Source organism: Streptomyces sp. NPDC102402 (genome assembly GCF_044765765.1).
GTDB lineage: Bacteria > Actinomycetota > Actinomycetes > Streptomycetales > Streptomycetaceae > Streptomyces.
In genome coordinates this window covers 699,039-723,600 of sequence record NZ_JBIWKR010000002.1, presented here as the reverse complement: position 1 = coordinate 723,600, position 24,562 = coordinate 699,039, and the positions used below count along the sequence as shown (strand labels likewise).

At 72.5% G+C, this 24,562-nt stretch carries 22 protein-coding genes; 10 read left to right on the top strand and 12 right to left on the bottom strand.

Annotation, left to right across the window (positions count from 1 at the left end; translation table 11 throughout):
• Window positions 1-55: 55 nt before the first annotated feature.
• Both ACIRJR_RS08185 and ACIRJR_RS08180 read right to left on the bottom strand, forming a co-directional pair.
• On the bottom strand, window positions 56-1,378 hold the full coding sequence (locus tag ACIRJR_RS08185) for a PhoH family protein (RefSeq protein ID WP_403775599.1): 1,323 nt from the start codon (window positions 1,376-1,378) through the stop codon (window positions 56-58).
• Between the two features lie 337 nt (window positions 1,379-1,715).
• The gene (locus tag ACIRJR_RS08180; protein ID WP_403775596.1) at window positions 1,716-2,477 is read right to left on the bottom strand and encodes an isoprenyl transferase; all 762 of its coding nucleotides are present in this window, start codon (window positions 2,475-2,477) and stop codon (window positions 1,716-1,718) included.
• 200 nt (window positions 2,478-2,677) lie between these two features.
• Here ACIRJR_RS08180 and mgrA point away from each other — a divergent pair, with 200 nt between their 5' ends.
• Window positions 2,678-3,715 carry an L-glyceraldehyde 3-phosphate reductase gene (gene mgrA / locus ACIRJR_RS08175; protein ID WP_403775593.1) on the top strand — a complete coding sequence of 346 codons (1,038 nt, stop codon included), beginning with the start codon at window positions 2,678-2,680 and terminating at the stop codon, window positions 3,713-3,715.
• 309 nt (window positions 3,716-4,024) lie between these two features.
• Window positions 4,025-5,203 carry a winged helix DNA-binding domain-containing protein gene (locus ACIRJR_RS08170; RefSeq protein ID WP_403775590.1) on the top strand — a complete coding sequence of 393 codons (1,179 nt, stop codon included), beginning with the start codon at window positions 4,025-4,027 and terminating at the stop codon, window positions 5,201-5,203.
• Here ACIRJR_RS08170 and ACIRJR_RS08165 read toward each other — a convergent pair.
• The 3 genes from ACIRJR_RS08165 to ACIRJR_RS08155 all read right to left on the bottom strand — a co-directional run bounded on the left by ACIRJR_RS08165 (window position 5,194) and on the right by ACIRJR_RS08155 (window position 7,500).
• Window positions 5,194-5,679, bottom strand: a complete 486-nt coding sequence (locus ACIRJR_RS08165) for a hypothetical protein (protein ID WP_403775587.1) — start codon at window positions 5,677-5,679, stop codon at window positions 5,194-5,196. The genes ACIRJR_RS08170 and ACIRJR_RS08165 overlap by 10 nt on opposite strands.
• Window positions 5,680-5,782: 103 nt before the next feature.
• Complete coding sequence (locus ACIRJR_RS08160; RefSeq protein WP_403775584.1) at window positions 5,783-6,637, bottom strand: class I SAM-dependent methyltransferase; 855 nt, start codon at window positions 6,635-6,637, stop codon at window positions 5,783-5,785.
• A 71-nt stretch (window positions 6,638-6,708) separates the two neighbouring features.
• On the bottom strand, window positions 6,709-7,500 hold the full coding sequence (locus tag ACIRJR_RS08155; protein ID WP_403775581.1) for a prepilin peptidase: 792 nt from the start codon (window positions 7,498-7,500) through the stop codon (window positions 6,709-6,711).
• A 104-nt stretch (window positions 7,501-7,604) separates the two neighbouring features.
• On the opposite strand from ACIRJR_RS08155, the gene ACIRJR_RS08150 reads away from it, so the two are divergent.
• Window positions 7,605-7,994 (top strand): DUF192 domain-containing protein, encoded by a 390-nt coding sequence (locus tag ACIRJR_RS08150; protein ID WP_403775578.1) that lies wholly within the window; start codon window positions 7,605-7,607, stop codon window positions 7,992-7,994.
• Window positions 7,995-8,110: 116 nt separating this feature from the next.
• On the opposite strand, the gene ACIRJR_RS08145 is transcribed toward ACIRJR_RS08150, so the two are convergent.
• Both ACIRJR_RS08145 and ACIRJR_RS08140 read right to left on the bottom strand, forming a co-directional pair.
• Entirely contained in the window at window positions 8,111-9,298 is a 1,188-nt protein-coding gene (locus ACIRJR_RS08145; RefSeq protein ID WP_403775575.1) for a hypothetical protein, read from the bottom strand.
• A gap of 95 nt (window positions 9,299-9,393) precedes the next feature.
• A complete protein-coding gene (locus ACIRJR_RS08140; RefSeq protein WP_403775572.1) occupies window positions 9,394-9,837 on the bottom strand; it encodes a hypothetical protein in 444 nt (147 codons plus the stop codon).
• A gap of 383 nt (window positions 9,838-10,220) precedes the next feature.
• Here ACIRJR_RS08140 and ACIRJR_RS08135 point away from each other — a divergent pair, with 383 nt between their 5' ends.
• The 4 genes from ACIRJR_RS08135 to ACIRJR_RS08120 all read left to right on the top strand — a co-directional run bounded on the left by ACIRJR_RS08135 (window position 10,221) and on the right by ACIRJR_RS08120 (window position 15,368).
• Window positions 10,221-11,675: a benzoate/H(+) symporter BenE family transporter gene (locus ACIRJR_RS08135; RefSeq protein ID WP_403775569.1), complete on the top strand. Its 1,455-nt coding sequence runs from the start codon at window positions 10,221-10,223 to the stop codon at window positions 11,673-11,675.
• A gap of 638 nt (window positions 11,676-12,313) precedes the next feature.
• Complete coding sequence (locus tag ACIRJR_RS08130; protein ID WP_403775566.1) at window positions 12,314-14,299, top strand: hypothetical protein; 1,986 nt, start codon at window positions 12,314-12,316, stop codon at window positions 14,297-14,299.
• Between the two features lie 20 nt (window positions 14,300-14,319).
• A complete protein-coding gene (locus tag ACIRJR_RS08125) occupies window positions 14,320-14,901 on the top strand; it encodes a hypothetical protein (RefSeq protein ID WP_403775563.1) in 582 nt (193 codons plus the stop codon).
• 20 nt (window positions 14,902-14,921) lie between these two features.
• Window positions 14,922-15,368, top strand: a complete 447-nt coding sequence (locus ACIRJR_RS08120) for a DUF3592 domain-containing protein (RefSeq protein WP_403775560.1) — start codon at window positions 14,922-14,924, stop codon at window positions 15,366-15,368.
• 87 nt (window positions 15,369-15,455) lie between these two features.
• Here the strand turns inward: ACIRJR_RS08120 and ACIRJR_RS08115 are convergent, their stop codons facing one another.
• From ACIRJR_RS08115 to ACIRJR_RS08105, 3 genes are all read right to left on the bottom strand, one after another.
• Window positions 15,456-16,082: a hypothetical protein gene (locus tag ACIRJR_RS08115; RefSeq protein WP_403776418.1), complete on the bottom strand. Its 627-nt coding sequence runs from the start codon at window positions 16,080-16,082 to the stop codon at window positions 15,456-15,458.
• 204 nt (window positions 16,083-16,286) lie between these two features.
• The gene (locus ACIRJR_RS08110) at window positions 16,287-17,015 is read right to left on the bottom strand and encodes an Imm52 family immunity protein (RefSeq protein WP_403775557.1); all 729 of its coding nucleotides are present in this window, start codon (window positions 17,013-17,015) and stop codon (window positions 16,287-16,289) included.
• 102 nt (window positions 17,016-17,117) lie between these two features.
• Window positions 17,118-19,664 carry a Tox-REase-5 domain-containing protein gene (locus ACIRJR_RS08105; protein ID WP_403775554.1) on the bottom strand — a complete coding sequence of 849 codons (2,547 nt, stop codon included), beginning with the start codon at window positions 19,662-19,664 and terminating at the stop codon, window positions 17,118-17,120.
• 172 nt (window positions 19,665-19,836) lie between these two features.
• Between ACIRJR_RS08105 and ACIRJR_RS08100 the strand changes: the two genes are divergently transcribed.
• Window positions 19,837-20,820, top strand: a complete 984-nt coding sequence (locus tag ACIRJR_RS08100) for a type IV toxin-antitoxin system AbiEi family antitoxin domain-containing protein (RefSeq protein WP_403775551.1) — start codon at window positions 19,837-19,839, stop codon at window positions 20,818-20,820.
• Window positions 20,821-21,404: 584 nt separating this feature from the next.
• Here the strand turns inward: ACIRJR_RS08100 and ACIRJR_RS08095 are convergent.
• Window positions 21,405-21,824: an ATP-binding protein gene (locus ACIRJR_RS08095; RefSeq protein WP_403775548.1), complete on the bottom strand. Its 420-nt coding sequence runs from the start codon at window positions 21,822-21,824 to the stop codon at window positions 21,405-21,407.
• A gap of 326 nt (window positions 21,825-22,150) precedes the next feature.
• Between ACIRJR_RS08095 and ACIRJR_RS08090 the strand changes: the two genes are divergently transcribed.
• Both ACIRJR_RS08090 and ACIRJR_RS08085 read left to right on the top strand, forming a co-directional pair.
• A complete protein-coding gene (locus ACIRJR_RS08090; protein ID WP_403775545.1) occupies window positions 22,151-23,002 on the top strand; it encodes a helix-turn-helix domain-containing protein in 852 nt (283 codons plus the stop codon).
• A gap of 11 nt (window positions 23,003-23,013) precedes the next feature.
• On the top strand, window positions 23,014-23,205 hold the full coding sequence (locus tag ACIRJR_RS08085; RefSeq protein ID WP_403775542.1) for a hypothetical protein: 192 nt from the start codon (window positions 23,014-23,016) through the stop codon (window positions 23,203-23,205).
• On the opposite strand, the gene ACIRJR_RS08080 is transcribed toward ACIRJR_RS08085, so the two are convergent.
• The gene (locus ACIRJR_RS08080) at window positions 23,193-24,491 is read right to left on the bottom strand and encodes a hypothetical protein (RefSeq protein WP_403775539.1); all 1,299 of its coding nucleotides are present in this window, start codon (window positions 24,489-24,491) and stop codon (window positions 23,193-23,195) included. The two genes, ACIRJR_RS08085 and ACIRJR_RS08080, sit on opposite strands and share 13 nt — an antisense overlap.
• Between the last annotated feature and the right edge of the window lie 71 nt (window positions 24,492-24,562).

The window sequence follows — 24,562 nt, the reverse complement described above, 5'->3', positions numbered from 1 at the left end:
TGCCGCCCGGCTAAGCTGCTTGGCTCTCCGGGCGGCATCTATGGGGTGTTCCGGGTCAGATGTGGCCGTCCTCCAGCATTTCGGTCACCAGCGCGGCGATCGGCGAGCGCTCGGAACGGGTGAGCGTGACGTGCGCGAAGAGCGGATGCCCCTTCAGTTTCTCGACCACGGCGACGACTCCGTCGTACCGGCCGACCCTGAGGTTGTCCCGCTGCGCCACGTCGTGGGTGAGCACCACCCGCGAATTGGCCCCGATCCGGGACAACACGGTCAGCAGGACGTTCCGCTCGAGGGACTGCGCCTCGTCCACGATGACGAACGCGTCGTGGAGCGACCGGCCGCGGATGTGGGTCAGCGGCAGGATCTCCAGCATCCCGCGTCCCAGCACCTCTTCGATGACCTCGCGCCCGGCGACCGCTGACAGCGTGTCGAAGACGGCCTGCGCCCAGGGGCTCATCTTCTCGGACTCACTGCCGGGAAGATAGCCGAGCTCCTGCCCGCCGACCGCGTACAGCGGCCGGAAGACCATCACCTTCTTGTGCTGCCGGCGCTCCAGCACGGCGTCCAGACCCGCGCAGAGCGCCAGGGCGGACTTTCCGGTGCCCGCCCTGCCTCCCATCGACACGATGCCGATGTCCGGGTCGAGGAGCAGATCGAGCGCGATGCGCTGCTCGGCGCTGCGGCCGTGGATCCCGAAGGCCTCCCGGTCGCCCCGCACGAGGCGGACGTTGCCCTCGGGCGTGACCCTGCCGAGCGCCTTGCCGCGCTCGGACTGGAGGACCAGCCCGGTGTGCACCGGGAAGTCGGCGGCCTCGGGGACGTAGAGGCTCTCCTCGCTGAACAGCAGGTCGACCTGTTCGGCGGCCAGGGCCAGCTCCGACATACCGGTCCAGCCGGAGTCGGTGATGGCCAGTTCGGCGCGGTACTCCTCGGCGAGGAGCCCGACCGAGGACGCCTTGATCCGGAGCGGCAGGTCCTTGGAGACGACGGTGACGTCGTACCCCTCGGCCTGCAGATTGCGTGCGACCGCGAGGATCCGTGAGTCGTTGTCCCCCAACCGGTAGCCGGCGGGCAGGACGCCGGGGTCGGAGTGGTTGAGTTCGACACGGAGCGACCCGCCCAGGTCCCCGAGCGGGATCGGGGCGTCCAGCCGGCCGTACCGCACGCGGAAGTCGTCCAGCAGACGCAGGGCCTGACGGGCGAAGTATCCCAGCTCGGGGTGGTGCCTTTTGGCCTCCAGCTCCGTGACCACCACGATCGGGAGCACGACTTCGTGCTCGTCGAAGCGGGCCATGGCGTTGGGGTCGGCCAGCAGGACGCTGGTGTCGAGAACATAGGTGCGCCTGTCGGGCATGCGGCGCTTGGTGCTGGTCACCACGGAAGGACGTACCCCCTCGGACGAGGTCGGGGAGTGCGACTGAGGGTCGCGGATCTTCCCCAAGGGAGAGGACGGACCGGGTTCGGACCCGTGCGCGGGCCGAACTCCGGCCCTCCGCGTCGGCCGCACGATGTGCGGTCCTTCGTGTGCAAAGGGCCTCCCGGGCGAGCGGGCTGGGTGCCGCTCACTTGGATGCGACGTCCGCCTGGTTGCTGACCGGACATCGACCTGAGAGCTGTATTCCCTCGAACACCCGAAGCCATGCCCCTGCCTGCGACGAGGTGCGCCAGGACGGGTTCCGTGCAGCCCCGCTCCCGGCCGGCCGTGCCGCGCCCCCTCAGGCCCCGTAGCGCCGGTGCCGCGCCGCGTAGTCACGCAGGGCGCGCAGGAAGTCGACCTTGCGGAAGGCCGGCCAGAAGACCTCGCAGAAGTAGTACTCCGAATGGGCGCTCTGCCAGAGCATGAAGCCCGACAGGCGCTGCTCCCCGCTGGTGCGGATCACGAGGTCCGGGTCGGGCTGTCCGCGGGTGTAGAGGTGCTCGGAGATCAGGTCGGTGGAGACGACCTCGGCGAGCTCCTCGAAGGTCGTGCCCTTGGCGGAGTGCTCCAGGAGGAGGGAGCGCACCGCGTCCGCGATCTCCTGGCGTCCGCCGTAGCCGACGGCGACGTTGACGATTATCCCGTCGACACCCGCCGTGGCCTCCTGTGCCTCCTTGAGGACCGTCTGGGTCCGCTCGGGCAGGAGGTCGAGCGTGCCGACGTGGTGGACGCGCCACCGTCCGTCGTCCGCCAGCTGGCGGACGGTGTTCTCGATGATGCCGAGCAGCGGGATGAGCTCCGCCTCGGGCCGGTCGAAATTGTCCGTGGACAGCAGCCAGAGGGTGACGACCTCGACGTCCGTCTCGCTGCACCAGCCGAGCAGCTCGGAGATCTTGTCCGCCCCGGCCTGGTGCCCCTGCACGGCCGACCCCCCGGACGCCTTCGCCCACCGGCGGTTCCCGTCGAGGATGACTCCGATGTGCTTGGGCACCTGGTCGTGATCCAGGCGGCCTCCCACCCGGCGTGCGTAGAGCCCGTACACCAGGTCGCGCAAGTTCACTGAGTTCACCCTCTCGGTTCCGTACGGGCCCGAGGCCCGCCCTCCCCCTCACGGGGGGTCCGGGGCCGCCCCCCGGGGGATCGCCGCGCGGTCCGCGCTCTCGCGCCGCGGATCGGCATGTCCCGAAGCGGCCACATTACTGCGGACGGGTCACAGGGGCCCAACCCGGCCTGTCACAACTCCGTGATAAGGAGTGAAACGTGACTGATTCCCTCTCCTACCTCGCCGATACCGCACGCTACGACTCCATGGAATACCGCCGCACCGGCCGCAGCGGGCTCAGGCTCCCGGCCGTCTCGCTCGGCCTCTGGCACAACTTCGGCGACGACCGCGCCCTGGGGTCCCAGCGGGCGATCCTGCGCCGCGCCTTCGACCTCGGCGTGACCCACTTCGACCTGGCCAACAACTACGGCCCGCCGCCCGGCTCGGCCGAGCTGAACTTCGGCAAGCTCTTCCGCCAGGACTTCGCCCCGTACCGGGACGAGCTCGTCATCTCCACCAAGGCCGGCTATCTGATGCACCCCGGCCCGTACGGCGAGTGGGGGTCCCGCAAGTACCTCCTGTCCTCGCTCGACGCCTCGCTGCGTCGGATGGGGCTCGACCACGTCGACATCTTCTACTCCCACCGTTTCGACCCGGCCACCCCGCTGGAGGAGACGATGGGGGCGCTCGCCACCGCCGTGAACCAGGGCAAGGCGCTGTACGCGGGCGTGTCCTCCTACAGCGCGGAGCAGACGGCACAGGCCGCCAGGATCCTCCGGGAGATGGGCGTACCCGCCCTGATCCACCAGCCGTCCTACTCGATGGTCAACCGCTGGGTGGAGTCCGACGGGCTGCTCGACACCCTGGAGGCGGCGGGCATGGGCTGCATCTCCTTCGCGCCGCTCGCCCAGGGGCTGCTCACCGGCAAGTACCTGACGGGCATCCCCGAGGGTTCGCGCGCCAGCCAGGGCAAGTCCCTGGACCCGGGGCTGCTCTCCGAGGAGATGGTGCGCCGGCTGCGCGGGCTGAACGAGATCGCGCGGGGCCGCGGGCAGTCCCTCGCCCAGCTGGCGCTCAACTGGGTCCTTCGTGACAGCCGTATGACGTCGGCACTGATCGGCGCGTCGAGTGTGAAGCAGCTGGAGGAGAACGTGGCCGCCCTCGGGGCACCGGCGCTGACCGCCACCGAGCTGAAGGAGATCGACACCTTCGCCGTGGACACCGCGAGCACCAACATCTGGGCGAACCGGGGCTGATCCCCCGCCGCCCGGCCCGGATATCCCGTACGCGGCCGGGGCCACGACCGGCCCTTCACACGGGCCGCACATACGGACCGCGGTCCGGGCACAAAAAAACGGGCCGGTCCGTGGGGGGGGTTACGGACCGGCCCGAGGGGGGGTTTCCACCATAACCCTTCGTAAGTGATGCTGCGTGCCACGCCACCGAATAATCACTCTCCGGATTCGGCGGGCTGCGCTGAGGGAACCCCGGGGCGGGCGTCGCGGCGCGCACCGGCCAGGTCGTCGCGGACGGTTTCCGTCCTGTACGGGTCCTAGGTTCGGCCCATGACGACACGAGCCCACGGCACGCCCGTGACCTGGTCCGGGGCGAACGCCCGGCGCCTCGACAGGCAGTTCCTCTCCCCGGACGCCTCGGCGGCGGCGCGCCCCGCCCATGACGTCTCCGGCGCCGTCGCCGCGATGCTCGGGGCCCACGCGCAGGTGCTGTCCGCCGCCGAGCTCTCGGCCGGGCTCCGCACGCCGGGGACGACGCGCACAGATGTGCGTACGGCGCTGTGGACGGACCGGACCCTCGTGAAGACGTTCGGCCCCCGGGGCACCGTGCATCTGCTGCCCGCCGGGGAGCTGCCGATGTGGACCGGGGCCCTGTCCGCCGTGCCGGCGGGCAGCAGTGCGTTCCCGAAGGACGCCCGGATGACACCGGACCAGGTCGAGGCGGTGGTGGCCGCGGTGGCCGACAGCCTGGCCGGCGTGGAGCTCACGATCGACGAGCTCTCCGACGAGGTGGTCGCACGGACCGGCCCCTGGGCGGGGGACCTGGTGATGCCCGCGTTCCAGGGGATGTGGCCCCGCTGGCGCCAGGTGCTGCACCTCGCCGGCCATCGGGGCGCCCTGTGCTACGCGCCGAACCGGGGCCGCAAGGCCACGTACACCAACCCGGGGACCGTCCCGATGCCCGGCCCGGAAGCGACCGCCGCGCTCGTGCGGCGCTATCTGCGTGCGTACGGTCCTGCCACGCCGGCCCACTTCGCCCAGTGGCTCGCGGCGCCCCGCGGCTGGGCCGTGCGTCTCTTCGACGCCCTGGCCGGGGCCGGTGCGATCGAGGAGGTGGCGTTCGGGGACGGCGGGGCCTCCTGGGTGGAGGCGGGTGACACCCGGTTCCCTTCGGAGGCGCCGCGCGGGGTGCGGCTGCTCCCCTACTTCGACGCCTTCACCATCGCGTCCCGCCCCCGGGAGCGGCTCTTCCCGGGCGCGGCGTACGAGCGGGCGCTGGCCGGGGGCCAGGCGGGCAACTTCCCGGTGCTGCTGGTGGACGGCGTGGTCGCCGGGGTGTGGCACCAGCGGCGCTCGGGGAAGCGGATCGCGGTGACCGTGGAGCCGCTCCGCCCTCTGACGGCCGGGCGGAGGCGGGAGCTGGAGGCGCAGGTCGAACGGGTGGGCGAGGTGTTGGAGGGGACCCCGCAGCTGACGGTGGGAAAGGTGACGGTGGGCGGTCACGCATAGGACGACGGCCCGGCCGGGCTCAGCCCGGGGACGAACCGGATGGCCACCGTGTCGCCGCCGTGGATCACGAAGTCACCGCTCTCGCAGCGGATCACCGCCTCGCGCACCTCGCCGTGGCCGTCGCGCCGCTCCTGTGTGCCGATGACCGTCCAGGCGCCGCCGTACGGCGGCGGCGGCAGCCGGTCGAGCTGTTCGAACTGCCACTGGCCGGCGGGTACACACCAGTCGGGGAGGCCCGGCCAGGCACCTGAGGTGATGCTCAGCGTCCGGTCGGACGCACAGGTCAGCAGGACCGACTGGCCGCCCTCCAGGACGAACTCGACGGCTTCGGGCTCCCCCGCGCGGCCCTCGGGCCGGTAGAACAGGCCGTGTACGGCGGTGATCCGCGCACCCGTGAGCCAGTCGGCCCTTCCGTGGCGCGGCCGGCCCGTCGGCCGGCTCATCTCCTCGCCCGGCAATTCCCTTCCCACCGACATGACCTGCTCCTTCGTTGTGCGCTCAACCACCAGGGTCGCACTACTCGTAGGTAGGACGGAGGGGCAGGTCGTGCCGTTGCATCCGCGCTCCGCGAAGTCCGCCTCAGCGCAGGCCCGTTGGCACCCCCGGCGGCTTGCGTGCCTCGATCAGGAAGCGGGCGCTGTGCGCGACGAACGGCCCTTCCTCCTCGATCAGCCGGTGCAGGGAGCGCAGTTGGGGCAGGTAGGCGCCGACGGTGAAGCCCGGCACCATCCAGATGACCTTGCGCAGGAAGTAGACGACGGCACCGATGTCGAGGAACTCGACGCGAAGCCGCTCGGCGCGCAGGTCGACCACCTCCAGTCCGGCGGCCTCCGCCTCCTCCCGGGCGCGCCGCGGATCCCGGGCGCCGCGCTCCTCGGCGGTCCGCGGGCCGAGGAAGTACTCGACGAGCTCGAACACGCTCTCGGGGCCCACCTGCTGTGAGAGGTACGTCCCTCCGGGGGCCAGCACCCGGGCGATCTCCTCCCACCAGGCCGTCACCGGATGCCGGCTGACGACGAGGTCGAAGGCGCCGTCCGCGAAGGGCAGCGGCGGCTCGTCGGAGTCCGCGACGACGACGGCGCCGCGCGGGTGGAGCAGCGCGGTGGCACGGGCGATGTTGGGCGGCCACGACTCGGTGGCCACGGTGAGCGGCGCCAGCACGGGCGCCGAGGCGAGGACCTCCCCTCCCCCGGTCTGGATGTCCAGCGCGGCACGGGCCCCCGCCAGGCGGCCCGCCATGGTGCGCGCGTACGCCCACGACGGACGCTGCTCGGTGGCCCTTCCGTCGAGCCAGGAGAAGTCCCAGCCCTCGACGGAGACGGCGTCGGCCTCCTCGACGAGCGCCTCGAAGCGGGCGTCGGAATCGGAGGGGCCGAGGGGTGCGGAGGGGCCGAAGGGTGCGGAGGGGTCGAAGGGTGCGGAGGATCCGGTCATACGGGCAGGGTCGCAGCCGTCCGCGCCCCGGCGCGAGCGGATATCACGTACGTCCGTACGCAGGGTGGCGCTCAAGCGGCCAGGCCTCCGAACAGCAGTCCGACCAGCGCCCCCGCGATCATGAACGGGCCGAACGGGATACCCGTCCTGCGCCCGGCACGCCGCGCCAGCATCAGCCCGGCCCCGTAGAGCGCGCCGAACAGGAACCCGGCGAAGCCCCCCGCGCAGAGCACACCCCAGCCGTACCAGCCGAGCGCCACACCGAGCGCGAGGGCGAGCTTCACATCGCCGAAGCCCATCCCGTTCGGGTTGATCAGGAAGAGCAGGAAGTAGAAGCCGCCCAGCGCCGCTCCGCCGAGCAGGGCGGAGATCCAGGATCCGCCGTGCTCGGGAAGCAGGGCCGCACCGCCGAGGAGCACGGCGGTCACGACGGCCAGGGGCAGGGTCAGGGTGTCGGGGAGCCGGTGGACGCGGCGGTCGATGACGGCGAGGAGCACGGCGACGGGAGCCAGCAGCAGCCAGACGGCGGCCTCGGGCCGGGTGCCGGTGGCGGCGGCCAGGGCCACGCAGGCGAGCACGGTGACCACCGGGGCCGCGACGCCGGGTGCGTAGCGCCGGCGCCCGGCCGGTGCCGGGTCCCGCGGAGCCACGCCCCCCGGCAGCGAGGGGACGGCCACGGCGCACGCCGCACACCTGGCCGGTCCGATCCAGCCCCGGACGGGCCCGGTGAGCGCGTGCCCGGCCGGGCAGGCGGGCCGCCACGGCTGCCCTGGCTCGACGGAGAAGCGGTACGCGGCGCGCGGGAGCAGCAGTCCGGCGCCGGCGCCCCAGAGAGCGGCGACCGCGATCAGTGTGGCGTCCACGGCTGCGACCCTAATCGGGCCGCACGGCCGGGTCTTGGGCCCTGGGGCCCACTGCGGGCCGTTCCGGACCCACGAGCAGGGCCGGAGGTCTACGGTCGGTCCCCATGGGGACATGGCGTGACGGCAGCGGGACACTGACGGTCGGGGCGGACGCCGAGGTGCGGGAGGTGCCGCTGCGCATAGCCGCCTCCTACCGGGCGCGGGCGCGAGGTCTGCTCGGCGTGGACGGCGTCGAGGGCGCGCTGCTGATCACCCCGTGCGGGAGTGTGCACACCTTCCGGATGCGCTTCGCCATCGACGTGGCCTACCTGGACCGGAGGTTCAACGTCCTGACGGTCCGCACGATGAGACCCGGACGCCTCGGCATGCCCAGGCTCCGCGCCCGCCATGTGGTCGAGTCGGAGGCCGGGGCGATGGAACGCTGGGGCCTGAGGCCCGGGACCCGGGTGCGGGTCTCCGTGCCCGCTACGGAGGTTTCGCCGCCTGTGCGGTGACGCGCGGTTCGCCATTCGTGGGGTGACGCGTGCGGCCGGGACGGCCGGTGCCGTCGCTGACGGCGGGGACGTCGGAGGCGCGTGGGCGCGTGGGCCCGTGGACTCGTGGACCCGGGTCAGGGCGGGCCCGTCCCGAGCAGCGTCCACGCCCCGTAGGCGGCGGAGCCGAGGGCCAGCGCGGCGACGGCCGCGCTTGTGCGCGCCGTCGTGCGCAGCCCCGCCAGCGCGACGGCAGGGGGCAGGAGCAAGGGGAACGCGGGCATCATCAGGCGCGGCCGGGAGCCGAAGTACCCGGAGCCGATGAGCGAGACGACGACGACCGCGATGCCGTAGACAAGCAGGGGAAGCGGCTGTCGCTGCCGTACACACAGGAACACCAGCCACCCCAGCAGCCCCAGCGCGGCGCAGAGCCCGAGCGCGGCCGGGAGCGGCAGCCCGGCGATGAAGGCGGCGAGCGCCCGGCCGCCGTCGATGCTGTTGCCCCACTGCGCCTGGACGTCGAAGTACGCGAAGGGGCTGCCCTGGCGTACCGCGACGAACACCACGTACGCCAGCCACCCCAGCGGGGCCAGACAGACCCCCAGCAGCATGCGGGAGTTCCGGCGCAGGAGGCCCCGGCGTCCGCCGGCCCGCCACTCCCGCACGAGGACGACGGCGGCGGTCACCGCGAGCGCCGCGATGAGCGCGGCGGCCGAGGGCCGTGTGAGCCCGGCCAGCACGCACAGCGCACCCGCGGCGATCCAGCGGCCGCGGAGGACGGCGTACAGGGACCAGGCGGCGAGCGCGGTGAACAGGGTCTCGGTGTACGCCATCGACTGCACGAACGCCGTCGGGTACGCGCCCCACAGCGCGGCGAGCACCACCCCGGCCCGCCTCCCGTACAGCCGCGCGCCGACGGCGAAGATCCCCCAGGCCGCGACGAGCCCGGCCAGCCAGGCGACGGCGATCCCGGCGCCCTGCACGGTGAGCGGGGTCACCGCGGCGAGGCCGCGCTCCAGGGCCGGCAGGAGCGGGAAGAAGGCCAGGTCGGGATGGACACCGCCGTCGGGGAGGGTCACGGTGAAGCCGTAGCCGTGCTCGGCGATCCGCTGGTACCAGACGGAGTCCCAGCGCCCGCCCAGCAGGTGCAGAGCGTCCTTCCCGGTGGCCGACGCCCACACCTGGAGGACGAGGAGGCCGACGGCCCTGACGGCCGCGTAGGCGCCCAGCGCGGGCGCGGCGGCGCCGAGCAGGGCGATGGCGCGGGGCCGGGCGGTGCGGGTTCCGGGCGCCGCCGGGCGGGGGCGCGTCTGCTGATCGGGCATGCGGCGATTATCTGCCCGCGACCGTGGAGATCATCACGCCGGTTCCCGGCGGGGCCCGGTGTGCGGGGCCCGGCAGCGGCCGGATGTGCGCGAGGTCACCAGGCGGGGTCCGGAGGCGGGCCTCCGCCGGCCCTCAGGACCTCCGGGTGCGTGGTGCGGCGGGTGCCGAGCCCCCGGCCGACCAGCGGGGCGACCGTGCGGATCAGTTTCAGCTGGGCCGAGCGCAGGACGCGCACGGTGGTGTCGTCGGACCAGCCGGTCGTGGTGGACCACTCGTACCCCGAGCCGACCACGTCGCTGGCGAAGGCGATCTCGGTGGCCATCAGGGCCCGGGCCCAGTCCATGGGGTCCAGGGTCTCCCCCTCGGCCAGGGCGCCGCGGATCGACACGCCGCGGCGGCTCAGGTCCTGGGCGCTGTCGAAGCCCATGGCCACGGCGAACTCCTCGGTGCAGCGGGCGGGGCCGCACCACTCCATCAGGCCTTGCTGGAGGAGACGGGACTCCTCCTCGGTCAGGGTCAGTTGCTCAGCCGTGGGCACGCGCCCTCACCTTCCGGTTGCGGCCCGGCCCGGCGCCGTGGGGGAGCACCGGGACGGGCGTCGGTCACCTGCCGCCCAGACGCTAGGGCAGGGGCGGGCCGCCGTCTTGGGCCCAGGGGCCCAACCCGGGGCCCTCAGCCGTACCGGCCGGCCCTCAGCCGTACCGGTCTCGGGTCGCGGACCCGCCGGAGCGGGCACCGCACGCCGTGCGAGGGTTTCGGGCGGACGGACGACCGCACGGACAGTGCGACCGGACGTCCGCACGGACATGGCGACCGCACGACCGCACGACCGCACGACCGCACGGGCAGTGCGACCGCACGGCAGTGCGACCGGACGGCTCGCAGGCGGACGAGGACAGCACGGAAGAAGGGCGGCAGCGGATGGCGGCCGGTTCATCGGTACCCACGGCGGAGGAACGTGCGGGGCAGCTCCCGCCCGGCGGCCTGGAACCCCGGCAGCGGCTGGTCCGGGACCTCTCCCTGTCCGCCGTGCTCGCCGGCGTCGTCGCGGTCGTCGTCTCCTACTCCGGCCCGCTGGTCATCGTGCTCTCCGCGGCGCGGGCCGGGCACCTGGACGCCGGGCAGACCGGTTCCTGGATCTGGGCGATCTCCATCGGCAGCGGGCTGACCTGCATCGCTCTGAGCCTGCGCACCCGGATGCCCGTCATCACAGCGTGGTCCACACCGGGCGCCGCGCTCCTGGTGACCAGCATCGGCTCGTACGCGTACGGCGAGGTGATCGGCGCCTTCGTGGTGTCGGGCCTCGTGATCGCCCTGATCGGGGTGACCGGGATCTTCGGGCGGCTGATGCGGCTCGTGCCCGGGGCCGTCGTCTCCGCCATGCTGGCGGGCATCCTCTTCTCGTTCGGCGCGGATGTGTTCACCTCGCTGGAGCACACCCCGGTCATCGCCGGATCCGTGCTCCTGGCCTACCTGCTGGGCAAGCGGTGGCTCCCCCGGTACGCCGTCCTCCTGGCGCTGGCGGCCGGAGTGGCGTGCAGCGCCGCGAGCGCGAAGCTGCACATCCGCCTGGACCATGTCGGCCTGGTGCAACCGGTGTTCACGGCTCCGGCGTTCTCCGTGGCCTCACTGATCGGTATCGCGGTCCCGCTCACCCTCGCCACGCTGGCCTCCCAGAACGCCCCCGGGGTCGGTGTGCTCTCCGCGTCCGGTTACCGCCCCGACGACCGGCTCCTGGTGGGCTCGACCGGGCTGGTCTCGGCGGTACTGGCCCCCTTCGGCTCGCACGCGGTGAACCTCGCGGCCATCACCGCCGCGATCTGCACGGGCCCCGAGGCCCACCGCGATCCCCGGCGCCGCTACGTCGCGGGAGTCGCCTGCGGTGCGGTGTACGTGCTGGTCGGCGCCTTCGGTTCGACGCTCGTGTCGTTCTTCGCGGGCCTGCCGAAGGAGCTGGTCGCGGCCGTCGCCGGCGTCGCCCTGTTCGGCGCGCTGTCCGGCGGGCTGACGGGCGCGGTGCGGGAGGGGAAGGACCGGGAGGCCGCGCTGATCACCTTCCTCGCCACGGCCTCCGGCGTCACCCTGTTCGGTATCGGCTCGGCGTTCTGGGGGCTGGTGTTCGGGGTCGCGGCCCACGCCGTGCTCAACGGCCGCCTCCGCCGGACGCCTCGGGCCCAGGTGCCGGGCCCGCCCACGGACTCCGGCGGTGCTCCCGGCCCGGCTCCGCACACCCCGCCTCATCCTGAGCCGGATGTCCCCAGGACTGTGCAGGGGGAATCCCACGAGGGCACGAAGCCGTGTACGCCCCCCGCCTCCCCCTCCCCCTCCACGCGGTCGGGCGGCACATCGCCGGCACCCTCGGCCTCCAGGACGTAGAACTCCGAGCACTCCCCCACGACTTCGAGCCGCGCCTCCGGCAGGAACGAGAACTCCGCGCGGACGAGGTCGTCGAGGCGCCCGGGTACGCCCGACACGACCGTCATCGCGGTGAGGGGCGCCGGCGCCCGGCCTGAGGTCCACCCGAAGGAGCGCAGGCCGCGCACCACGAGAAGCGCGGCGTTGCCCACGTCGGCCCGGAGAGCGGTGCGCAGCCCGAAGAGCAGGGCCGCCGTTGACGTCTCCTGGCTCACCCGGCAGTCCAGCAGCTGTGCCTCCCGGAGCGCGTCGGGCTCGCGCAGTGGATCCGGCTGGGCCGTCCGGGGAAGCGAGGGCGCGTGCCCGGCGCCGACGAGGTCGATCACAGAGATCATGGGACCGACGCTAACGACCGCACCGGCCGGCCGTCTTGGGTCCGAGGACCCAACGGCGCGGCACGCGGCGGAGCGCCTCGGCCGGGGCACGGCCGGCGCAGAGGCCCTCCCTCCTCCCCGCTGTCGCCCCGGGTCGGCGAAAGAACGTCCCGGGGGCCTGAGTTGGGCCCTCATTTGGGACCGGGGGCCCAGGTCACGGACTCGCTCCGTCCCTACGCTCACCCTCCAGAGACAACAGGGCAGGTGTCGGCGAGAGGGTGAACCGTGAGCGGTGGCAGCGACTGGGGAAGCAGGGTCCCGGGCCACGAAGCGCCGGGAGCCGAAGGCGGCGGATGGTTCCTCCCCCTGACCCGCGGCTGGGCGGCCGGCGCACTCGTCTACCTCGTCACGGGGTATCTGCTGACACGAGCGCTCGTCGAGACGCTCGCCACCGACGAGCGTCTCGAGTCCTTCGGCTGGCGCCTGGCCGTGCTGCACCTGCCCGGCGTCCTCGTGACGGTACTGGCAGTGCTCGCCGCCGCCCGCGCCCTTCCCGCCCGGCAGCGGGAGTCGCGCTTCCAGCACCTCCTCGGCGCACTCGCCGTCCCCCTCGCCGGGCTCGCGTACGGCTACGCCGTCACATGGGACGTCGTCGGCACCGAGGGCGTCCTCATGCCGGCGGTCGCCATGGTCACCGGCGCCGCCGTCGGACTGGCCCTGGACCGGCTGCTGCGGGACGGGGACACCGGTCCCGCTCCCTCGGCGCCGTACCCGCGCTCGTACGACTGGCGGGACCGGGGAGCCACGGCCACGGAGTACCTCGGCGTCATCGTCCTGGTCGTCGCGCTGGTCGGCGCGCTCGCCATGGCCGGGATCGGAGGCCGCATCGGCGAGGGGATCCGGTGTGCCATCAGCTCGCTCACCGGGGGCGGCGGCGCCTGCACGGCGGGTGGAGACGGCACGGCGCGGCCGAAGACCGACGCCGACTACGAACCCAAGCTGTGCCAGATATCCAACGTCTCCGACAAGGCGGGCGGCAAGGTCAAGATCGGCTGGTTCGAGTGGGGCGAGGAGTACGGCTTCCAGCAGAAGGTCGCCCAGGCCAACACCGATGTCAACGAGGACGGAAAGGTCGACGAGAACGACAAGCTCGTCTACATGACCTTCACCGACGCCGCGTCCGCGGGCGTCAACGCCAGTACGCCCGGGGTCAAGCTCGGTTCCCTGGGCAAGGCGGACGTCGACATCGGCGGCGGCATCAAGATCACCAACGGTGACACCTGGGTCTTCAGGAGCGAGGCGGACGCCCAGAAGATGAGGGACGACATCGAGGAGATGAAGATGTGGGAGACCTCGATGAAGCACAGCGGCGGCTACGGCGGCGGCTGGTACTCCGGCATGAAGTGGGCGGACAAGATGGAGGACATCGAGGAGAAGATCGGCGACAAGAAGATCTCCTACTCGACCATCGGCCTGGGCGTCTACGCCGACGGCGGCCTCTCGGTCAAGCCGGGCGACGACACCAGGCTCGGCGCCAAGCTGGGCGGCAAGGCCACGTTCACTCCGGACGTGACGGTCACCAAGGACGACGTCAACGGCAACGAGTCCTACACCTACACCGCCAAGCTCGAGATCGAGGGCAAGGTGAGCGGCAACGCCGGTCCGCTGGGCGGCACCGCCGGAGCCAAGGACACCCGCACGGGAGCCCTCACCGTCACCCGCGACCAGGAGACCGGGAAGATCGTCCGGATCGACATGACGCAGACGCTGGAAGGGACCTCGACCTCCGACAAGGCCGAGGCCGGCGGCGACAACGGCCAGAAGGACAAGGACAAGCGGGGCGGCAAGGGCGGCGTGACCGACTCCTCCGGGGAGACGGGCATCGAGGTGCTGACGAACTCGGTCGTCTTCGGGAAGGAGACCGACAAGATCACCGAGGCCAAGCGCTCCCTGGCCGAGGAGTGGCTCGACGGATCCGGGAACAACACCGCCCCGTTCGAGTACATGTTCGGTGACCGTTCCCTGGAGGAGAAGCCCGCCGGGACGGACCCCTTCGCGCAGCTGATGTTCCAGGACGGTCTGTCCAGCACGATGCGGTACCACGGCGAGACGGACGCCCAGGAGTTCGGCTTCGAGGTCTCCCTGGGGATGAGCCTCGGGTTCTCGGTCTCCGACGAGCACAAGCAGGAGACACTCACGGACGCGCGGTTCCTCGGAGCTCCGCAGGGCGGCAAGCGCTCGTACCTCCCGTACAGCTACTGCGCGCAGTGAACACGCGCGACGAAGAGGCGATGACGTTGACGAAGTCCACGGCGCTAGGCGCCGCCCTTGCCGCGGCCCTCGGCCTGACCCTGCTCACCGGCTGCGGCGGCACGGACGCCGCGGCCGTCCCGGACGGCTGGGGCACGCTCGACACGAGGAGCGTGTCCGTCGGCTACCCCGAGGAGGACGGGTACGCCCCCGAGCCGGCCGCCGAGCGCGGCGCGGCCAACGCGGCGGTTGCCCTCAAGGAGGAGAAGGGGCTGCGCACCGGCATGGTCTCGGTCCAGCTGGACTTCGCCACGGGCGTCGACAGCGCCGCCGAGGCGGCGGCCGCGGCGGGCGCCGGGATCGGCCTGGGGACGACGCGCAAGGACACCCGGGACGTCCGCCTCGCGGGTGAGGAGAGCGCCCGGGACGCTCGCAGGATCGACTACGAGTTCACCTCGACGGGCGAGGAGGCGACCCCGGCGAGGGGGACGCGGATGACGGGCGTCGTGGTGGCCGGGGTCGACTCCCAGGACATACCGTTCGCCATCCGGATCAACGCGGTGAAGGGCACGCTGAGTCCGGCGGACCTCGACGCGTTCGTCGAGTCCATCACCGTCAAATAGCCTGTAGCGGAGCCTCGTTCATGGACGTACTGCCTGGTGGCACGGCCACCTTCCTGCTGCTGTTCGGCCTGTTCCTCGGCGCGTTCGCGGTCCGCTCCGGACTGCGGCTCCTCCGCGTGCTGCGCCTGGTCCGGCGCGGCGAACACGCCGAGGGCCGGTGCTCGCAGCGGCGTGTGGTGGACCGCGGGTCCGGGGCGGAGAACCGTTACCGCACGGAGTACGTCTTCGCCTTCCGCACCCCGGACGGCCGCGAGGTGGAGTTCACCGACCACGCCCCGGGCCCGTTCGGCTTCGAGGTCGGGGCGCCGGTGCGGATCTCCTACGACCCGGCGACCCCGGACCGGCGGGCCACCGTCGCGGGGCCGGGGGCATGGGGACCGGTGCTGATGCCGGCGGTGTTCGCGGGGGTGCTGGGGCTGTTCTCACTGGGGCTGCTGGCCGCCGCCTTCGCGACGACGACGGGCTGACCCGGGGGGAGCGCAGGCCGGGGAGCGCAGGTCAAGGAGCACAGGCCGGGGAGCGCAGGTCAAGGAGCACAGGCCGGGGAGCGCAGGTCAAGGAGCACAGGTCGGGGAGCGCAGGTCGAGGACGCGCGCAAGTGCCGGAACGATGTGGCGGGCGTGATCGGGCAGATGCACGGAAGCCCAGTCGGTCGCCGACGCCAGGAAGTCGGCCAGGTCGCGCTCCGCGGAGACGAGCAGGGCTCGGAGCTCGGTGACGGGCAGTTCGATCAGCGGACTGTCGCTCAGGTGCGCGTCGACCGTGAGGCGGACCGTGTCACCGAAGCGCTCGGCGACCGGTGACACGGGGTCGTGGCCGAACCACAGCGGGCGTCCGCCGTCGACGAACCGCTGCCAGTCCCGCCAGTCCTCCAGCCCGTCACAGCAGCCGGGCAGAAAGGTCACGCCGGTCGACGTGTCCGTGACGCGCAGGCCGCCGGAGACGACGAGCGGGTCGAGCGTCAGCAGTCCGTGGAGGAAGGAACCCAGCGGGTCGGCCGGCCGAGGAGGGTCGTCCGGACCGGGTTCGACGTCGTTGTAGGCGGCGATACCCATCATCGCTGTCCCGACCTCCGGGGGCGAGAGGGCACCGCTGAGGGGCTGGAAGCTGAAGCGCTCGACCTCGGCGACGGGCCAGAGGCCGAAGGCTTCGGGGGAGGCGATCTCCACCACCGGCTGCATCACGATCACGTAGCCGAGTGTCCGGCATCCTCCACCCGGCCGCCTCCCCTTTTCGGCGGACGCCCCCGACCGTGCGCCGATACGGACAGCCGGGAAGTCCCGCCCGTCACGGATGCGGACAGCCGGGAAGTCCCGCCCCGCGCAGATGCGGACAGCCGGGAAGTCCCGCCCCGTCACGGATGCGGAGAGACGCCCGGCGGGCCGTCAGAGCTTGGCCCGGTCGAACGGCGTGGACAGCGGCTCCAGCGCGCCCGCCGCCCGGAGCTTCGTGTTGACGTCGATGACGGTCTCCGCGGACGGGGTCCGCATACCACCACAGGTCAGGTCGATGATCAGCCCGCCGTTCGCGGCCGTGTCGTACGAGCCCGGCAGCCCGTCGGGGGCGAGAGCCGCCCTCCGCTCGGAGAGGTAGACCGCCCTGCCGCAGCGCGGGTCGGAGTTCTCCAGGCCGAAGTGGTCGGCCACCACCCGGTACAGCGGCCTGTCGTACACCTGCCCGGCATCGATGTCCCACGCCTCGCCGATGGCCGCCAGGATCTCGGGCGTGCGGCGGATGACGTCCGCGTCCTCGCCCACCGTGCGCGAGCGGAAGGACACCGACACGGAGTTGGTGATGTACGGCGACGAACCTCCGGCCCGGACCGCCGTCGTCACCTTCGCGGCGTCCTGGTTGTGCGCCCACAAGGCCGCCCCGTGGCCCACCACATCGAGGTCCGGCCCGGTGTTCTCCCGGACGATGTAGTCCGCCAGAGCGGCGACGGACGGCAGCAGCAGCGGGTCGGCCGGCACGCCGTCCCCCGCCTCGTGCCATCCGTGGAACGTACCGTCGTCGATCTCACCGAGCCGCGCCAGAGTGGCGTACCACCGCTCGGCGATCTCCTGCGGGCCCTCTTCCCTGGTGCCCCAGAAACCGTTGACGACGATGTTCAGCACGATGCCCTCCTCGGCCTTCCCGACAGCGCCGGCCCACTCGCGGGGCCACTCCCGCGGGCCCACTCGTGCCGGCCCACTCGTGCCGGCCCTTCGCCGCGCCCTTCACCCCGTCACATCGTCAGGCGTGTTGATCACCTTAACGTCGATGCCCCGGTCCTCGAAGAGTTCCCGTGCGGCCTCGGCGACGTCCGGGTCGGACAGGTGCCACTCGACGGGCTTGCCCCGCGCCGCGTCGACCTGCCGGGTGGCCTGGTCCGCCCACCGCTGCTGGACCTTGGGGGTGAGCTCCCCGGTCTCGGCGTCGTAGAAGTCCTTGCCCCGGTAGCCGTACTTCGCCTCCAGGTAGGTGCCCCGCGCGGAGTCCCAGCCGTCGAAGTCGACCGGCTTCCCGGTGAGCTCGTCGAGCGGGACCTGGTACTCCTTGCCGCGGGTCACCTTGGAGATCTGCTCCTGGTAGCGGGCGCCCATCTCGGTCGGGTAGTTCCAGACGCCGGGCTTGATCTTCGTCCAGGCACCGGTGCCACCGTCCTTCGAGCCCGCCCGGGGGTTCTTGAGATCCTTGTACCAGGCCGGCTTCGGCTGGTTCCTGGCCCGCTCCAGCTCCTTCTTCCGCTTGGCATCGGCGGCGGCCTTCTTGGCCGCGTCGGCCTGCTTCTGCGCCTCCTCGGCGGCTGCCTTCTTCTCGGGGTCGACCTCGTCGCACTTCTCGGTCAGGAACCCGACGCGCACCGAGGCGCGCACCGCCGCCATGGTTCCGGTGCCCGTACCGGGGAGCCCGACCGTGCCGCTGCCCACACCGGGGTGACCGGTCCGGACCGTAGTGGCTGCCGTACCGGTCGCGCCGGTCGTGCCGGGCTGGGCTGCCGTACCGGTCGTGCCGCCGTCGTACGGGATCCGTGGAAGGCCGCCCAGTCCGATGGTGCAGCCGGTCAGACCGGCCTCGTCCGCCGCGTCGTCCGCGTGCTTCTGCGCGTCGGCAGCCGCCTTCTCCGCGCCCTCCACATCACCGGCCTTGGCGGCCTTCTTCGCCTTCGCCGCAGCCTCGGAGGCCTTCTGGGCCACCTCGCCCAGCTTGCCGAGCTTGCCCAGTTTGCCGAGCTTCCCCAGCTTTCCCACGAGCTTCGCTTCGCCGTAGCCGGGGATGAAGAGGGAGCCGACGTTCCAGAGGCCGGTGCCGATCGCCTGGCCCTCGTTCCCGTCCTTCCACAGGTCCCGGACCTCGTCGCCGATGAAGACGTCGTCGAGCACCTTCACACCGGTGCCGCCGCTGGCCTTGGTCCAGTCCCAGACGGCCCCGAGGTAGTCGCCGTCGGACCACTTGTCGCCGGCGCCCTCCGAGTCCTTGGACCAGGTGTCGCCGAGGCTCTTGCCGTAGTCCATCAGGCCGTTCCACGCCTTGACGGGGTGGATGACCGTGTCGAAGGTGCCCGTGACATCGCCCCACAGGCCGTTACCGAACACGCCGGTGAAGAATCCGCCGGTCTGGTGCCCGGCGCAGGAGAAGAACGCCCCGACCCCTGAGGTGCAGCTCTCGCCGCTCTTCTCCTCGTCGTCGGTGCCGCCGGTCCCCGGATCGCCGCCGTCCGCCCCCTCCGAGGCGTCCACGTCGTCGCCGCCGTCGCCCACCTGGACGGCACCCTCGGGGTCACCGGGTGCACCGGGTGCACCGGGGCCACCGGCGGAGCCGCCGGTCGCGCTGCCAGTGGTTCCGCCGCCGGTCGTGCCGCCGCCAGTGGTGCCGCCGTTCACCCCGCCCTCGGTGCCGATCGTCCCGCCTTCGGTACCGCCCGATGCTGCTCCTCCGGCATCGGACCCAGCGCTCCCGGAACCTCCGCTCCCGGAACCCCCCGTCGCGGAACTGCCGGCGTCGGCGCCCCCGGTATCGGCGCCCCCGGCGTCCGCACCGCCGGCGTCCGCACCGCCGGACGCGCCGCCTGCGCCCGTACCGCCCGTCTCCCCGGCTCCCGGGGGACCCTTCTCACCGGATTCGGTCCCGTCGCCCGCCACCACCTCGTCGCCACCGGGCGCAGGGCACGCGCTACCGGTCACCTCGCAGATGGCGCTGCGTATCCCTCCGCTGATCTGACCGCCGATACCGGCCACCAGCAGGGCACCCACGATCGCGACGACGATCAGGATGAGACCCAGATACTCCAGCGCGGTCTGGCCGCCGTCCCGGCGCCACCTGATCAGTCGGGCGACGCTGAACGGCCGGTGCTCCGCGCGCCGGTCGGCCGGCAGCTCGAACCAGGCCCGCGAACCACCGCGCAGCAACAGGATCAGGGTGACCAGCGGAATGATCAGCTGGGGTACGCCCCGTGCGGCGTCGTCCCCGCTCAGCGTCGCCAGCGCACCGAGCAGGAACCAGCCGTTCACGGCGACGAGACCGCGCCAGATCCAGGTGTCCCCGGAGCGTACGTACAGCGACAGCGCAAAGCCGGCGGCGCCCGGCAGTGCCGCGTACAGCAGGAGCCCGAGCAGCTCTCCATCGATGGCGTCGAGCGACGACGCCCGCAGGAGTACGCCGATGCCTCCGACGACCGTGAACACGAACAGCGTCCGGACGAGAAGGAGCACCACGTGCAGTGGCCGTGGCAGCGGGACCCTGCCCTTCGGGGCGGAGACCCCGCCGAACTCCCCCGACGCCACGAATCCCCCTGCACCAGACACTCCGGCCCCCAACCAGACGCTGTGGGGCGGAAGTTCGACCGCCCGGGCCATCGGACCACAGCGGGAGGGCGGAAAGCATGGGCCCCAGGGCCCAACCGGCCGTTGTCCACAGCCTTGTGCGGCCCACGCGCCGATCGAGGATCGTGGGTCCATGAACCGGATCGCCCGATGGGCCGCGCCCGATCCCCGGGAGACACGCCCCCGCCGCCGTGACCGTGAGATGCGGGAGCTGGCCGCCCTCGCTTCCGGCGGCATCCTCCTCACCTCGGCGGCGATGGCAGCGGGCTGGCCGCCACGGCTGCTGAACCGGCGCCTGCGCAAGGGCGGCTGGCAGCGGGTGCACCAGGGGGCGTGGGCGGCTCCGGACCGGCTGGTGGACTGGCTGACCCACGCCTGGGTCGCGCAGAAGCTGCAGCCTCACCTGGTCTGCAGCCACCGGACGGCCGCCGCACTCCACCTGGTGGAGCTGCTGGGCCGGCCGCGCGCGGAGGCCGAGTTCACCGACCCGCGCCCTGGCGTGTACCAGCGCCCCGGCGTCCGCGTGCACCACATGGCGCTCGACCCCGCCGACCGGGCGGTGCGCCGTGGACTGCGCACGACCGCTCCGGCCCGCACGGTCGGTGACCTCATGAGGTGCCTCCCGCGCGACGAGGCCGTCGCCGCCGCGGACTCGGCCCTCAGCACCCGTACGGTGCACGGGGTCCGCCGCCCCGCGCTGCTCGACACGGCCGCCCTGCGGACGGAGCTGGCCACCCGCCGCGCGGGCGCCGCCCGTGCCCGCACCTGGCTGCCCCTTCTCGATCCCCGGTCCGGCTCGCCCGCCGAGAGCGTGGCGCGCCTCCGCCTGCACGACGCGGGCCTGTTCCCCGTCACTCAGGCGACCCTGCGCACCGCGTCGGGCCGCGCACTGCGCCCGGACTTCTTCTTCCCCGGCCAGGGCCTGGTGGTCGAGGTGGAGGGATACGCCTTCCACGGGACCCGTGAGGCGCACACCTCGGACCTGCACCGCTTCAACGACCTGCAGAGCTGCCCGGAGGTCCGCCGCGTCCTGCGCTTCACCGCCGCGGAGGTCTTCCATCACCCGGACCGTTTCGTCGCCGAGGTCCGTGCCGCCCTCACCGAACTGGGGAACTGACACGCGGCAGCCGCCCCGCCGTTCCGGTCGCCGTGCGGTCCGGCCGGACGCGGCGGGACCGGCCGGACGCGGCGGGACCGGCGGGGCGCGGCGGGACCGGCGGGACCGGCGGGACCGGCGGGACCGGCGGGGCGCGGCCGGGCGCGGCGGGCGCGGCGGGGCGCGGCCGGGCGCGGCGGGCGCGGCGGGCGCCAGGTGCGCTTGTGGCGAGGCCCCACCGGGCGGGGCGCCCACACGGTCCGCACCGGGCGGGGCCGCCCTCCCCGCGCAGGGCCTGATGGCCCAGGTCAAAGGCCACGTGGCCACGCATGCCGGTGGGGCGGCATACGACTCCGCCGACTGCTGGAGCGTCTCGCGCGCAAGCGCGCACAGCGGCAGCAAGGGCGGAGTGGACAGCAGGTCCGTCGCCGCCCGCGGGTCCCGACCACACCACCCAGGACGCCCGGCCGGGCTGCCCCTTCCCGGCCGAGGGCGCGTAGAGGGCGCGTAGTCCTGGACCGGGCGAAGTGGCGGGCGGTTGGGGTTATGGCACTTCCCGGACGAATGCCGCCGAAGGGCACTGTCCGAAGTCCCTTGTCTTTTGGCTACTGCGGAAGCACCACCCAGGACTTGATACCGCTGTGCGGCGGCTGGGTGCCGGCGAGACCCCAGTCGCCGCCCCAGTCGTCGACGACGGCCGCCAGCAGCCAGAGGGCCCGGCGGCGCCGGACCTCGCAGAGGGCGAGGGTGTCGGGGTCGGCGTGGCAGGGGTGCTGGTCCCAGAGGACCAGGCGGAGGGTGTCGTCGCGGCGGCGCAAGGAGAGGTAGAGGTCGCGGCCGGGTGTGAGCGCGGCGTTGACGGTGATCAGTTCGCTGACGACATGGGTGACCGGCCAGAGGTGGGAACGGAGCCCGTGCGCGGGCAGCGCCGCCGTGACCGCGTGCCGGCCGACCACCGCGCTGCGGGGGTCGCCGGGCAGGGTCAGGCTGAGGACGAGCCCCGGACGCGGGTGTGCGCGCTGCACCCTCGCGGGGCACGGGGCTGTGCGTTGGGGCGGGGGTGAGTACGGGTGCATGACTGACTCCCGGGTTCGAGTGCCGAGTTGACGGTCACCGCCGCTACGGCCGAGCTGTGGCCTGTCTCCCTGGCGCGGCACTGCCCCTCCCAGGGCAGGAGTTACGGGCAGGGCCGCGCGATGCACTTCGGCGGGCGCGCAGTGTTGCGGTGTGCCACTCACTATAGTGAGGTGGGGGCAAAATTACCCTCACTGCGGGAGAAGTGAACCCTTTCGTGGAAGAGTCGCGTGGGCAGGCGGCAGACTGCCGGGGACCGCATGCGGAGAGGAACGGTATGGCAGCGAGGACGTCCCCCACCGAGCGCCAGAGGCGACTTGGGGCGGAGCTGCGGAAAATGCGCACGTCAGCGGATGTCTCGGCCGAGTTCGCGGCGGGACTCCTCGGCGTCGATCGCGGCAAGATCTCGAACATCGAGTCGGGTGCACGGCCGATCAGCCCGGACCGATTGCGCATCCTGGCCGATCACTGCGCCTGCACGGACGGCCCGTACGTTGACGCGCTCGTCGAGATGGCGCAGCCCCGCAGCCGGGGATGGTGGGAGAAGTACCGGGGTTCGCTGCCTCAAGGGCTGCTCGACATCGCCGAGTTGGAGGCCCACAGCCTGGGCATGCGTGGGGCCTACGCGATGCACATGCCTGGCCTGCTTCAGACGACCGACCACGCGCTGGCCCTGTTCCGCGTGGTCATTCCCCATCTGCCCGAGCGCGAGATCGCTCTGCGTCTGGCCCACCGCGTGGAGCGTCAGGCCGTACTCGGCGGCGACGCGTCACCTCCCTATATCGCCGTCGTCCACGAGGCGGCTCTGCGCATGCAGTTCGGTGGCCGTGCCGTAGCGCGCGCCCAGCTGGGGAACTTGCTGGAGAAGTCCGAGCAGCCCGACATCACACTGCTGGTCATTCCCTTCGTCGCGGGGGCCTTTCCTGGAGCCGGGCAGACGGTTCTGTACGCCGAGGGCGCGGCGCCGCAACTGGACACCGTCCAGATCGACAACTCCCACGGCCCGGTCTTCGTCCACTCCGAAGCCCAGTTGGCGAAGTACCGCGCCCACCTCGACTGGATGGAACGCATCGCCCTGCCGCCTCGTGAGTCGAGGGACTTCATCCGCGCGATCTCGCACCAACTCTGAGGAGAAGAACGATGTCAGACATCCAGTGGGAAGAGCCGTTCTGCGGTGAAGGAAACTCCTGCTTCCGCATAGGGACCGACGCTCAAGGAAACGGCTACGTCGCACTCGTGGGGGCGGAGGAACGTCACCTCACCGACAGCCGCGAAGCCCTTCAGCAGATGATCCGGGACATCAAGGCCGGCAAGGCCGATCACCTGCTGTAGGCCGCGTCACCTTCCGCGGACCCGTCGGTCGGGCGCCTGCTGCGGCGGCTCAGGAGCTGCCAGGCGCCCAGGCCCAGGACCAGGACGGTACCGACGCCGATCCCGGCGAACCCGACCGCACGCATCGTGGGGTTCGCTCCGCTGCCGGGGCCACTGCCCCCGATGCCGAACCCGGCCGCCTCCGCGTCACCGTCGTACGGGGGGCCCTGCTGGGCCGTGCCTTCGACGCCGACGTTCAACGTCATGGGGACGCTGCTGGGCACCTTGGGGTCGAGAGTGACCTGGATGTAGTACCAGCCCTGGAAGCGCATCGCCGCTTCGGCCGAGTCCGGTTCGAACCGGTTCGCATAGGCGGCCGGGGCGGTGCCGAGATCGACTCCGGTGGGGGCGCCCGTATAGCCGGTGCTCTTGTCGGAGACGCGTCCGCGCGCCGTGTTGTACAGCGCGAGGCGGAGGCCGTTGACGGTGAAGACCGAGCTGTCCGAGGTGGAGTTGGCCAGCTGGGCGCGAAGGAACAGCTGCTGGCCCCAGGCGACCGGCACCTTGTAGAACCGGCTCTCGCCCGGCTGGATGTCATCCCTCCAGGCGCCGTCGTCCACAGCCGCCGCGTCGTTGAACCCCGTGCCTCCGCTCACTTTCTGCGCGGCCCCACCGCTCGGTGACGGCGCCTTCGAGCTCCAGCCGGTCGGCACCTCGGGCTCGTCGGCGCCGGGCTTGAGGCCGGGCTCCGCCATGTACCTCAGCTCGATCGGCCACTTCTCCCCGCCGCCGGCCTTCGTACCCGCCCAGGCCACGGTGTAGAGGTAGTCCCCGGCCTCTTGGCAAGGGCTGCTGCTGTCGTCGCCGATGTGGCGTGACGCGTAGCCGGCGATCGGGCGTGCGGTTTCGCCCCCGAAGTAGACGGCCGGGCTGGAGCTGCACGGCCTGCCGTCGGTCGAGGTCAGGGACACCTGGATGCCGTCGAGGATGCCGCTCCTGCTGCCGGGGGGCGGGGCGAGCACCGTGGAGACGAACGCATTCGACGTGTCGTCCAGCCGGACCCGGTAGTACTTCTTCTGGCCCGGGGCGATGGTGTCGGAGTAGATCTTCGCCCGCTCCATCTCCGGCCCGTCTACGCTTCTCGCCGCGCCTGTGACCGGCACCGCCCCCTCGGCCGGCCGGTAGGAGGGCGCAGCGCTTCCCGGAGCGCCGTCTGCCTGCGGGTGTGCCGCTGCGGTGCTGGGCAGCAGCAGCACGCAGAGCGCTGCCGCCACCCCGGCGGCGGCACCCCCTCGGGGGCTCGACACGATTCGGTCCTCTCGTCGGGCACTGGGCCCCGTTCGTGCGGGGTCCGGTGCCCGACCCTATGGCCGCGGGG